Source organism: Candidatus Eisenbacteria bacterium (assembly GCA_035712145.1).
Classification (GTDB): domain Bacteria; phylum Eisenbacteria; class RBG-16-71-46; order RBG-16-71-46; family RBG-16-71-46; genus DASTBI01.
Genome location: DASTBI010000078.1, coordinates 1 through 11,626, shown reverse-complemented (window position 1 = coordinate 11,626; position 11,626 = coordinate 1). Strand labels below are relative to the sequence as shown.

The 11,626-nt window shown below is 67.6% G+C and carries 8 protein-coding genes; 5 read left to right on the top strand and 3 right to left on the bottom strand.

Going from position 1 to position 11,626, the window contains the following annotated elements:
• Positions 1-2: 2 nt before the first annotated feature.
• From VFQ05_04690 to VFQ05_04680, 3 genes are all read right to left on the bottom strand, one after another.
• On the bottom strand, positions 3-716 hold the full coding sequence (locus VFQ05_04690) for a response regulator transcription factor (GenBank protein ID HET9326050.1): 714 nt from the start codon (positions 714-716) through the stop codon (positions 3-5).
• Positions 713-2,275, bottom strand: coding sequence for a HAMP domain-containing sensor histidine kinase (locus tag VFQ05_04685; GenBank protein HET9326049.1), 1,563 nt, complete (start codon positions 2,273-2,275; stop codon positions 713-715). Before VFQ05_04685 ends, VFQ05_04690 begins: the two co-directional genes overlap by 4 nt.
• 101 nt (positions 2,276-2,376) lie before the next feature.
• Positions 2,377-2,817, bottom strand: coding sequence for a hypothetical protein (locus tag VFQ05_04680; GenBank protein ID HET9326048.1), 441 nt, complete (start codon positions 2,815-2,817; stop codon positions 2,377-2,379).
• Between the two features lie 537 nt (positions 2,818-3,354).
• Here VFQ05_04680 and VFQ05_04675 point away from each other — a divergent pair.
• The 5 genes from VFQ05_04675 (at position 3,355) to VFQ05_04655 (ending at position 11,513) form a co-directional block, all read left to right on the top strand.
• Entirely contained in the window at positions 3,355-4,530 is a 1,176-nt protein-coding gene (locus VFQ05_04675) for a divergent polysaccharide deacetylase family protein (GenBank protein HET9326047.1), read from the top strand.
• A 114-nt stretch (positions 4,531-4,644) separates the two neighbouring features.
• On the top strand, positions 4,645-6,651 hold the full coding sequence (locus VFQ05_04670; protein HET9326046.1) for a glycogen debranching enzyme N-terminal domain-containing protein: 2,007 nt from the start codon (positions 4,645-4,647) through the stop codon (positions 6,649-6,651).
• Between the two features lie 44 nt (positions 6,652-6,695).
• A complete protein-coding gene (locus VFQ05_04665; protein ID HET9326045.1) occupies positions 6,696-8,906 on the top strand; it encodes a protein kinase in 2,211 nt (736 codons plus the stop codon).
• A gap of 413 nt (positions 8,907-9,319) precedes the next feature.
• On the top strand, positions 9,320-10,237 hold the full coding sequence (locus VFQ05_04660) for an RnfABCDGE type electron transport complex subunit D (GenBank protein HET9326044.1): 918 nt from the start codon (positions 9,320-9,322) through the stop codon (positions 10,235-10,237).
• Positions 10,161-11,513, top strand: a complete 1,353-nt coding sequence (locus VFQ05_04655) for a DUF2330 domain-containing protein (protein ID HET9326043.1) — start codon at positions 10,161-10,163, stop codon at positions 11,511-11,513. Before VFQ05_04660 ends, VFQ05_04655 begins: the two co-directional genes overlap by 77 nt.
• Positions 11,514-11,626 lie beyond the last annotated feature (113 nt).

Genomic DNA, 11,626 nt, shown 5'->3' with positions numbered 1-11,626 from the left:
CGTCACGGCTCCACGAACTTGTAGCCCACCTTGTGGACGGCGACGATGAACGGCTGGGCGAATCCGCCGCCCAGCTTCGAGCGCAGGTTGGAGACGTGCGTGTCGACGGTGCGGGTGGTGACCCCCAGCTCCTCGTCGACGCCCCAGATCTCCTCCAGCAGCTCCTCGCGCGACACGGTGCGTCCGCGATGCTCGATGAGGTACTTGAGCAGCTCGAACTCCTTGTACGAGAGCGCCACCTGCTTGCCGATCTTGCGCACCTCGCGGGGCTCGAACAGCACCTCGACGTCCCCGAACTTGTACTTGGTCGGTCCGGGCGGCGGGGCGGTCGATGGGCCCCTGGACACCAGGCGCTTCACCCGGGCCAGCAGCTCCTTCACCCCGAACGGTTTGGTCAGGTAGTCGTCCGCGCCCAGGTCGAAGCCCTTCAGCACGTCGGCCTCGAAGTTGCGCGCGGTCAGCACCAGCACCGGCATGTCGCGGTGCCGCTGCCTCAGCTCCTTGAGCACGGTGAACCCGTCCTTCTCGGGGAGCATGATGTCCAGCACCACCACGTCCGGCTTCTGCTTGAGTGCGAGCTTGAGCCCCTCGGACCCATTGCGGGCCGTGAGCACGTCGTACCCTTCGAACTTGAAGTTGTGCTCCAGCCCTTCGATGAGCCCTTCCTCGTCCTCGACGATCAGCACGCGCTTCTTGTCATTATTGTTTTCGGTCATGATGCGGTCCTCGCTTGCGGCTCGTCACCCTTGGCCCCTTCGGCCCGACTGACCTCCGGGAAGACCAGGGTGAACGTGCTGCCCTCCCCGAGCGCGCTGCTGACTTCGACGCGCCCTCCATGAGCCCGGACGATCTGATCCACCAGCGACAGACCCAGCCCGGCTCCCTTAACATCGTGCACCAGACCCGTCTCCAGACGCACGAACTTCTCGAAGACCCTCCTCTGGTCCCGCGGGGCGATTCCGATGCCCCGGTCCGACACCGAAATCGAGACTTCGCCCTCGGCGGCTGCCGCGGAGACCCGGATTTCCTTGCGGGTGCGCGAGTACTTGATCGCGTTGTCGAGCAGGTTCAGGAGGCATTGGGCGATGGCGTTGGATTCCCCGCGAATCTGCGGCAAATGGTCCGGGAGATCGACGGTCAGCGTGAATCCCTTGTCCTCGAGCCGCAGGCGGTAGCTGTCCAGGGTCTCGCGCACCACCTCGCCCAGATCGACGTCGGTGAACTTGAACACGCGCTGTCCGGCTTCGAGGCGCGCGAAGTCGAGGATGTTGTCGACCAGCTGACTCAGGCGCAGGGTCTCGCGTCCGATCTGCCGGATGAATTTCTCGGCCTGGTCGGGAGACGTGAACCGCCTCATCTCGAGCGTCTCGACGGCGAGCCGGATCAGCGAGATCGGCGTCTTGAGCTCATGAGACACGTTGGAGACGAAGCTCGACTTGATACGGGCCAGCTCGAGCTGCCGCACGGTGTAGCGCAGCCCGAACAACGTCGCTCCAATGATCACGAGCCCCATCAGGCTGATGAACGCGACTTCGATGATCACGAAGCGACGCGCCCACGCGACCGGCGCGTTCCCGGTCGGAGCGACGCGAATCGCGTACCCTTCGAACGGTCCTTCCATCAGCGCGGTGCCATACTCCGAAGGTCCGGCCGGCTCGCGCACCTTGGCGAGCACGGCGCCGTCGGGCCCGATCACCGCGACCGAGAGATTGCGGGACGATTCGATGCCGCCGTAGATGCGGGTGTTGGATGCGAGCCGGTCTTCCATGACACCCTGCAGGTGATCCTTGAGGAAGACTCGAGGGTCCACCCACCACCCTCCGGCGCCGACGATCTCGCCCTGGCCGTCCCGCAGCATCATTCCCGAGAAGCGCGAACGATTGGGACCGCGCACGTCCTGCCCATAGACCAGCGGCTGCGATTCGACGACCAGCAGCAGATAGTCCGACAGCTGAGAGAGCGGCACGAAGTCGGGATCGCGGAACTCCCGCGTGCCCTGAGCCAGGGCCGAGGTGATGGTCTGCGTCGAAGCGCCGTTGCGCGCCTCGATCTCGGCGACGGCCACCGCATCCCGCAGGTGGGAGAGCAGCTCCTGCTCGAAGCCCTCCACGACCTGCTGGGCCATATAGTGGTCGTAGCGCAGGCTCTGCGACTCCACCGCCTCCGAGATCCTGAGCGTGAGGAAGATGCCGAGCGCCGCCAGCACCAGGGCTGGTAACGCGACGCCCAGACCCAGGATCACGATGATCCGTTGGCTGAAGCGGGATGGCTTCATGGACCTAAGAGCCTAGCCCCCCGGGCCAGGACGCGGCAAAGAGCCCCCAATACGATGGGCCGGCCCCGCAGGGCCGGCCCAGCACCACAGAGGCGAATCGCTCAGATCTTGGAGCGGCCGCCCTTGTGGCTGTCGACCATCGCGTGGATGCGAGCCACGACGGCCGGATCGTTCGAGGTCATCAGGGTGAGGGCCCCGCCCTCGATGTTGACCACTTCGCGGCTCATCTTGCCGCTCGCCATCGCGCCGCGGATCGTCTTGCACTCGGGGCAAAGGTGGGCCTTGTCGCCCGCGGTGACGATCTGCGCCAGACGGTCGTTGCGCCGGGCCATCGCCGTCTGCACGACGTTCACGCGGCCAGGGGACTCGGCGGTGTACACGAACATCACGCCGTTCTTGAGCGGGACGACCTGGGTGCGGGTGCCGGCCGACTCGAGCTCCTCGTAGCACAGCGCCATGTCGGCGCAGGCGTCGCAGTCACCGTGACCGGTCTTGGCGGCCGACGTCGACATGCCGCGCCCGCTGCACGAGCTGCCCGCCATGACGGCCGTCGTCTTCGCACCCGGCGAGCAATGGCTGGAGCTGCCGGCAACGACGGCGGTTTTCGCGGAGGCGGTGGTGCTCTTGGAGGCGCAGGAGGAGTTGGAGGATGCGGCGTAGACGGCTGCGGAGCTCTTGCTCGCGGAGGTCTTGCTGCTGCTCGCGGCCGAGGCGCTGGTCGACTTGGCGCCACACGATGAGCCTTGCGTGTATTGCGCCGTTTGCGCGGTCGGGGTCGCCTTGCGCGCTGCGGTTGTGCGTGCGCTCGTCTTGCTGTCGTCGCACGCCGAGGAATCTGTTGCCCAGGATCCGGCGGCTACGAAAGCGAGCGCGGGGAGAGCGAGTCGCAAAAGCCTCATTGCCCACCTCCAAAATGGTCGTTGGGCACCCCGGACGGATGCCCTGCTACAGAAGATGATCGGCGAGCCCCGGAGAAGGCTGTCACCCGACCTTCTTGGCAGTGTCAGATTTGTGCAAAAACAGTTGTGGCACTGGACGTTGACGTGCTCCTTTGCCCTGCTTACCGTGCGCTTCGCACCATGCCCAAGCGAAAGAGCCCATCCAAGCCCCCGCTCGCCTTGCTGGGGTGGATCGCTCTTGCCGCGCTGGCTCTGTTCACGGTGGGCCAGGCGTACCGTTATGCCAGCTCCGATGGCGGGAAGCTGGCGCTCGCTCGCCGGCTCGGACTGGGGGATCCCGCCGAGATCACCCGGCTCGTCGGCGTCACCTTGCGATCCACCTTGCGGCATGCCGGAATCCCTGCCCGTGACGTGTCGGAGCGGGTCCTTGCGGGGCGAAAACCAGCCGTGGTCTGGCGGGTTCAAGTCCCGGCCGAAGCCTCGTTCCTGCAGCTCAATCATGCGATCACCCGCGATCTCGAAGCGCACGGGGGCGGCGTCCTCCGAGGGCGCGAGGGCTGGACCGAAGAAGGGGCGCCGCTCCTCCAGCTGGTCGTCGGACTGCCCAACCGTGCCACGCACGAGCTGGAATTCGTGCGAGGTCTCTCGAGCCAGGGGCCAAAGTCCGATGAGCCGGCCCGACTGGCCCTCGTCCTCTTCGGATTCGGCGAGGACGCGGCCCGAGCGGACTCCTTTTTCGCCACGTCCGGCTCCTTCGCCGTGGCGGTGGTGCCGGGAGAGCGCGGCAGCTCGAGAGCCTTCCGCTCCGCGCATCATCACGAGCGGGAGCTGGTGCTCCACCTTCCGCTCGAGCCGCTCAACTATCCCCAGGTCAACCCCGGCCCCGGCACGCTGCTCGTGACCATGAAGCCGGCCAAGGTGGCGAGCCAGGTGGCGCACGATCTGGGACAGGCGGGTTCCGTGGCGGCGGTCGCCAATCACCTGGGCTCGCTGGCCACCCAGGACATGACCCTGATGCGGGCGATCTACCGCGAGCTCAAGAAGCGCGACCTCACGTTCCTGCACGTGTCGCCCGTCGCGGGATCGGTCTGTCGCTCGCTGGCCGCGGACATGGGTGTGGGCTATGCGGAGCCGGACGTCATCATCGATGCCGAGACCCGCGCAAAGGATCGGGGGCCGCTCGATCGGCGCTGGAAGAAGGCCCTCGAGCAGGCGCGGGCCCGCGGGAAGCTGGTGGTGTGGATGCGCGCCACGCCGCTCACGCGCGCATGGCTGCCCGCGGCCCTCACGCCGCGCAAGCTCGAGGGCGTCTCGATCGTTCCGCTCTCGTCGGTGCTTCAAGCCTCCGCCCCTTGAGGGCCGCAACTGGAGAAAAGCCATCCAAGTCGTTCCCGTTGAGGTTCGTGCAGCGCGGTACCCCGTGCTAGCATCCCCGCCCGATCGCATGGGTCTGTCCAAGGAAGGCGTCGCATGAACCCCCGCATGCAGGAAGAGGAAGTCCGCCCCGAGCGGGTGATCACCGACGGTCGCGAGTGGATCGTCGTCGACGGCGCCGGTGGCTCGGCCCACGGCACCGCGGCCGGGTGGCCGCTGCGGCGCACGCACGCCTGGCTCCACGCCGCTCGCGCCGATGGTGAGGTCGTCACCACGCTCCTCGGCCTCGAAGAGCGGATGCGCACCGACGCCGGCGTCTGCGATCTCGCGCCCGTGCTCACCGCCGAAGCCAGTGTCGAGCGCGCGACGCTCGAGCATTTCACGTCGCATCCCTGGCCGACGTGGCGCTTCCGGGCGGGAGAGGTGGTGGTGGAGCGCTCACTATTCATGATCCACGGTCATCATGCGGTGGTGATCGGCTATCGCCACGTCCTGGGTGGCGCCGCCCGCCTCCGCGTGAGCCCATTGATCGTGGCGCGCGATCCCGACGCCATTCCGCGCGAGAGCCCCGACCTCCAGGGACTGTCACAAGCCATCCCGGGACGGGCGCGCATCCAGATCACCGCTTCCGATCCGACGCTCACCTTCTGGCACCAGGGAATCTTCGTGGCCAATCGTCTCTGGAGGCGCGGAATCAGCCACGATCTCGAGCCGCGAAAGTCGGAGGAGGACGCGCTGATTCCGGGTCACTTCGATGTCGATCTCGCGCCCGGCGAGACGGTGGTGCTCGTGGCGTCGACCGAGGAAGGGTTGTTCCGCGCGCTGGCCTCCGAGGGACGTCTGGGAACACCCCCTCCGGAAACGCTCTCCGAGTGCGTGGCGGTGCTGGCCCAGACCGAGCGCGGGCGCCGCTCCGCGGTGCTGGCCAGCGCGGTCCAGGGCGCCGACTACACCGCTCGGCAAGCGGCCGCCGCGCATGGTGACGGCCTGCTCGCGCGCCGCTCCTCACCGCTGATCGAGGCCGACGATCCATGGACCCAGCGCCTCGCCTGGGCGTGCGCGCAGGGGTTGGCCCGGCGCGACGGCCGGCTCACGCTGCTCGACCCGTTCCCGGGCGTGGTCGAGCGACCCACGTCGACGCTCCGCGCTCTGCCCGGCCTGATCTCGATGCGCGCCTTCGAGACCGTGGGAGAGATCCTTCGAGGCCTCGCCGGATATCTCGACGATGGCCTGATCCCCTCTTCGCTGGAAGGCGGGAGTCGCTCCGGATACCAGGATCCCGAGCCCTCGCTGTGGATGATCCACGCGGCGGAGCTCCTGGCCCGGCGCAGCGAAGACCCGGCCACCATCCGGGACCTCTACCCGCAGCTCGAGAGCGTGCTCCAGTACTACCGCGGCGGCACGCGGGCCGGGATCCGCGTGGACGGCGATGGCTTGCTCCAGGTCGGGGACGAAGGCATCAAGTCCGCTGCGCTCAACGCGCTCTGGTACCACGCGCTGGTCGCCATGGCGCAGATGGCGCGGCTCGTGGGCCGCAAGGAGAACGCGGCCTTCTTCCTGGCCTGGGCGCGCCAGCACGGCCAGTGCTTCAACGAAACCTTCTGGGACGAGGAAACGGGGACGGTGCACGAGGCGGTGGCCCCGAGCGGTCCGGTGAGGGGCCTGCGCCCCGAGCTGCTCCTCGCCGTGTCGCTGACTCCGTCGGTGCTGCCCGCCGAGCGGGCGGCGCAGCTCGTTTCGAGCGTGGAGCGCGAGCTGTTCACGCCTCTCGGCCTCAGGCCGGATCCCGATGCCGTCCACGTGGAGCCCATGTGGCTCGGGACGTTCCTCGCGGCCTACCTGAGAGCGCACGGCCGCAGCGCCGAGGCTCACGCCCGGACTCGCGCCTGGCTCGAGTCCTTGCGTCAGCGGCTGGATGAATGCACCAGCGGCCACGTGCCCGCGCTCTTCGACTGGCCCGCGCGACGCACCCGTCGCGGGTCCCCCCTGCCCCCTCTGGAGGAGGCGCGCCCCCGCGGCGTATCGCCCCTGGCGGCCGCCGAGCTCCAGCGCGCCTGGATCGAAGAGGTCGCGCACGCCGAAGCGCCGGTCACGAACGCCTGACCCCTGGCGCTCGCGCCGCCCCGTGTCCTACGCTGCCTGACTCAATGATCGGCGAGACTCTTGGCCATTACCGGATCGAGCGGCGCCTCGGCGAAGGCGGCATGGGCGTGGTGTTCGCGGCGCGCGACCAGCGCCTGGAGCGCGCGGTCGCGCTCAAGCTGGTGCGCACCGAGCTCAACGATCCGCAGCTCCTGGCTCGTTTCTGGCGGGAGGCGCGCGCCGCCGCGGCCCTGAATCATCCCGGCATCTGCCAGGTCTACGAGATTGGCGAAGCCGCGGGCGGACGGCCGTTCATCGTCATGGAGCTGCTCGAAGGCCAGCCCTTGGCCGATCGCATCGTGACCAAACCGCTTCCGCCGGGCGAGGTGGCGCGGATCGGGATCAGCGTGCTCGAGGCTCTCTCGGCATTGCACGGGCGCGGATTCGTGCATCGCGACGTGAAGCCTTCCAATGTCTTCGTGCTCGCCGATGGCCGGGTGAAGCTGCTCGACTTCGGCCTGGTCCACGGAGGACAGAACACGATCGCCCCGCGCGGGCTCACGATGACGGGCGCGGTGATGGGCTCGCCGGGATACATGGCTCCCGAGCAAATCCGCGGCGAGACGGTCGATGCGCGGGCCGATCTCTTCGCGCTGGCGGCGACGCTGGCCGAGGCCGCCACCTGCCGGCCGGCGTTCGCGGGCAAGGCCTCGGTGGAGGTGATGCACGCCGTCCTCCATTCACGGCCCACGCTGCCCTCCGGATCCCGCGACATGGACGCCCTGGGTCGCGTGCTGATGCGCTCGCTCGCCAAGAATCCGGCCGAGCGTCATTCCGATGCCGACAGCATGGCCGCCGAGCTCCGGCCGCTCCTGCCGAGCGGCGTGACTCAGCCGCTCACTCAACAGCAGGTGGCGCGCCTCGCGGTGCTGCCTTTTCGCATGCTGCGGTCGGACGCGGAGAAGGACTTCCTCGGTCCGAGTCTGGCGGACGCGATCGCCATGTCGCTGGCGGGAATCCACTCGCTGGTGGTGCGCTCGCCGATGGCCGCCGCTCGCTTCGCGACCGGGCACGCCGACCTGCGCGAGATCGCCCGCGAGCTGGATGTCGACGCGGTCCTGGTCGGCACGATCCTGCCGGCCGGTGAACGCTGCCGGGTCGCCGCGCAGCTGGTGGAAGTGCCGGGAGGGAATGTCACCTGGTCGCTCACCGAGGACGTCGAAGGCCGCGACGTGTTTCACATCCAGGACACGCTCACCAAGCGCATCGTCGAATCGCTGCAGCTCCCGCTGAGCGCCGGCGAGAAGCGCGCGCTCGCACGCGACGTCCCCGCCAACGCGATGGCCTACGAGCTGTTCCTGCGCGCAAACCGCCTGGCCGAGCTGGGCAGCGACCTGGCGATGGCCCGAGACCTCTATCTCAAGTCGCTCGAGGCGGACGCGAACTATGCGCCGACCTGGGTGCGTCTCGCGCGCTGCTACCGCGTCATGGGCAAGTACTACGTCGTCAATCGCGACGAGCACTACGCCAAGGCTGAAGACGCGCTGGCTCGCGCGTTCGAGCTCCACCCGAACCTGTCGATCGGACATCAGGTGCAGGCGACGATCGAGCTGGATCGCGGCCGCGCCGAGCAGGCGCTCGACCGGCTGTTCGGGGTCCTGGAGAGGAATCCGAACGACCTCGGGAGCTACGTGCAGATGATCACCGGCTTCCGCTACCTCGGGCTGCTCGACGAGTCGGTCGCCGCCTACCGCCGCGCGCGCGCGCTCGATCCCGAGATTCGCACCTCGATGGTCCACACCCTCGACGCGCTCGGGGACCTGGAAGGCGCCCTGCTCGAGGCCAGGAAGCACGATCCCTTCGAGGTGTCGTGGGTGCTGGTGCAGATGGGGCGTAACGAGGAAGCCGTGGCGGTGGCCGACGATCACATTCGCGTGCTGGGGAGCAACTCCTTCGGGGCCTTCGTGCGGGCGGTCAAGAGCATCATCCAGGGCGACGTCGCCGTTTGGGACGAGGTGCACGAGCAGTACCGGGACTTCCCCGATCCGGAAGGGCAGTTCATCGTCGCGCGGATGATGGCTCGTGGAGGGCGGCCGGACTACGCGCTCGACTTCGTCGATCGGGCGGTCAGAACGGGGTACGCGAACTTCCCGTTGATCGCCCGCGATTCGAGCTTCGACATCCTGCGGAGCAACCCCGACTTCCAGGCGGTGATGCGCCGGGCCGAGGAGCACCACCTGGCCGCCCGCGTGGTGTATGCCGGCCGGATCCGCTAGGCAGGCCTCCTAGGGCGAACGTGTCACTCGGAGGCATGCGAGCAAGCCGCTTCGCGCCGGCGCCGCAGTAGCGTGTGTGCGATCGGAGGCGCCGGCGCCCCCATCGGTGCGCGGCGTTGGATGGCGGCCGCAGCTCGCATGACCTCCGAGTGACTGCAGTGGCTCAAGTTGTATCGCTGTCACCCTCGGATTGTTTCCAAGGTCACACTTCCGCCGCTCGTCATCACCAACCCATCGTTGGGATGCAACGCCTTCTGTTACAGGCACGGCGCTTGCGATCAGCAGTCCGCGGTCAGCCGTCCGCAGGGATGGCGCCGATTCCGAGATCGCGGGCTCGTACCGCAAACTCGTTGCCTCGCCGCTGACCTGCGCCGGCCCGGAATAACGCCCGGTGTCCGGCGTAGGAAGAGGCGATGTCCGCATCTCGCGAAACGCGCAGGCCGCGTGTGGATCCGCGGATCTACCAGATCGCCAGCCTCTCGGGGCTGCTGGTCTACGGAATCTTCATCCTCGACTTCGAGGTGAAGGCCCCGCGCGTGGCGCTCCTCCTCGCGACCGTGCTGCTGACCCAATACATCTGCGGAAAACTCTGGAAGCTCCCTGCCTACGACCCGAAGAGCGCGCTGATTTCGGGGCTCTCGCTCTGCCTCCTGCTGCGCACGAACTCGCTGGCGGTGGCCGTCGCGAGCGCGGTGATCGCGATCGCCAGCAAGTTCGCTCTTCGGTGGAGGGGGAAGCACGTCTTCAACCCCACCAACATCGCGCTGGTGGCGATGATGCTGATCACGCGCGAAGTCTGGGTCTCCCCCGGACAGTGGGGGAACGTGGCGTTCTTTGGCTTCCTCATGGCCTGCATCGGCGGACTGGTGGTGAACCGCTCTGCGCGCAGCGACGTGACCTTCGCCTTCATCGGTTTCTACATCGGGCTCGTGTTGCTGCGCGCGCAGTGGCTGGGGCAGCCGCTCGCCAATCCGCTCCACGCGCTGCAGAACGGCGCCTTCCTGCTGTTCAGCTTCTTCATGATCTCCGACCCGCGCACCACGCCCGACTCACGCCCGGGACGGATCCTGTTTGCGCTGCTCGTGGCGCTCGGCGCCACGTTCGTCCAGTTCGTGCTCTATCGCACCAACGGCCTTCTGTGGTCGCTCGCTCTGTTCTCGCTCGCGGTGCCGCTGATCGATCGACTGCTCCCCGGGTCGCGCTTCCACTGGCGCCCCGTTCCTCCACTCCCCGGACTCTGGAAAGGACGCACCCATGACACGCCCCTGGATCGGCCGGCTCCTGCTCTCGAGCCTGTCGCTCACGGCGCTGTGGCCCGCCACGGCTCTTAGCTTCTGCGGCTTCTACGTCGCGCGCGGCGACGCGCAGCTCTTCAATCAGGCCTCGCAGGTCGTGCTGGTGCGCGATGGCGACCGCACGGTGATGACCATGGTCAGCGACTTCAAGGGCGAGCCCAAGGAGTTCGCGATCGTGGTTCCGGTTCCCACGGTGCTCAAGAAGGGGCAGATCCACATCGGCGACAAGGCGGTGGTGGACCATCTCGATCAGTTCTCGGCGCCGCGCCTGGTCGAATACTTCGATTCAGATCCGTGCGCGCGGAAGGAAGTCTCTTTCAATCTCATGTCCCGGGCCGCGGCGCCCACGGCCGAAATGTCGTCGATCCGAGTCATGAAGGACGCGAAGGGCGTGACGATCGAGGCCCGCTATACGGTCGGCGAGTACGACATCCTCATCCTGTCCGCCAAAGAGAGCCAGGGCCTCGAGGACTGGCTGACCGACAACGATTACCGCGTGCCCACCGGCGCGGCGCGAGTACTCGACAGCTATCTCAAGCAGGGCATGAAGTTCTTCGTCGCCAAGGTGAACCTCAAGGAGCAGAAGAAGCTCGGCTTCACGTACCTGCGCCCGATCCAGGTGGCCTATGAATCCCCCAAGTTCATGCTCCCCGTGCGGCTCGGCATGGTGAACGCATCGGGGACGCAGGAGCTGTTCGTGTACGCGCTCTCGCGACGTGGCCGGATCGAGGCGGTGAACTACCGGACCGCGAAGCTTCCCTCCGACATGGACATTCCGGTCTACGTGAAGGGCAAATTCCCGGACTTCTACCGCGCGATGTTCGGCCACCAGGTGCGCAAGGACGACATGTCGGTCGTCTACACGGAGTATGCCTGGGACATGGGATGGTGCGACCCCTGCGCCTCGGAGCCGCTCTCTCAGGAGGAGCTCAAGCAGCTCGGCGTGTGGTGGCTCAATGACACGCCCGCGCCTGGCGCGACGAACGTCCCCTTCGTCACTCGCCTCCACGTGCGCTACGACCGCGAGAGCTTCCCGCAGGATCTGGTGTTCCAGGAGACCGCGGACCGCAGCAACTTCCAGGCGCGCTACGTGCTGCGCCACGAATGGACGGGAGGCGGAGACTGCGCAAACGCCCGGCAGTATCGCCTCGGCCTGCCGAAGCGCCGCGAGAAGGAAGCGCGCACGCTGGCGGAGCTGACCGGCTGGAGCGTGGAGAAGATCCGCGGCGACATGAACCTGATGGCCAACTGGACGCGCGAGGGCGAGCAGTTCGAGAGCGTCGAGTGGTGGGAAAGGATCTGGAAGAACTAGCCGGCTCGAACCCGGGCTGGCTTCCGGGGTAGGAACCAAGCGAGGCTCGACCCATGCTCGGCCGCCCCGGAATCTCGTGGAGGACCATGCTGGCGGTATCCCTCACCGCCAGC

Bases quoted from the DNA above. Each gene is read 5' to 3' on its own strand.
- VFQ05_04690 (HET9326050.1), bottom strand. From the start codon at position 716: ATGACCGAAAACAATAATGACAAGAAGCGCGTGCTGATCGTCGAGGAC.
- VFQ05_04685 (HET9326049.1), bottom strand. From the start codon at position 2,275: ATGAAGCCATCCCGCTTCAGCCAACGGATCATCGTGATCCTGGGTCTG.
- VFQ05_04680 (HET9326048.1), bottom strand. From the start codon at position 2,817: ATGGCGGGCAGCTCGTGCAGCGGGCGCGGCATGTCGACGTCGGCCGCC.
- VFQ05_04675 (HET9326047.1), top strand. From the start codon at position 3,355: ATGCCCAAGCGAAAGAGCCCATCCAAGCCCCCGCTCGCCTTGCTGGGG.
- VFQ05_04670 (HET9326046.1), top strand. From the start codon at position 4,645: ATGAACCCCCGCATGCAGGAAGAGGAAGTCCGCCCCGAGCGGGTGATC.
- VFQ05_04665 (HET9326045.1), top strand. From the start codon at position 6,696: ATGATCGGCGAGACTCTTGGCCATTACCGGATCGAGCGGCGCCTCGGC.
- VFQ05_04660 (HET9326044.1), top strand. From the start codon at position 9,320: ATGTCCGCATCTCGCGAAACGCGCAGGCCGCGTGTGGATCCGCGGATC.
- VFQ05_04655 (HET9326043.1), top strand. From the start codon at position 10,161: ATGACACGCCCCTGGATCGGCCGGCTCCTGCTCTCGAGCCTGTCGCTC.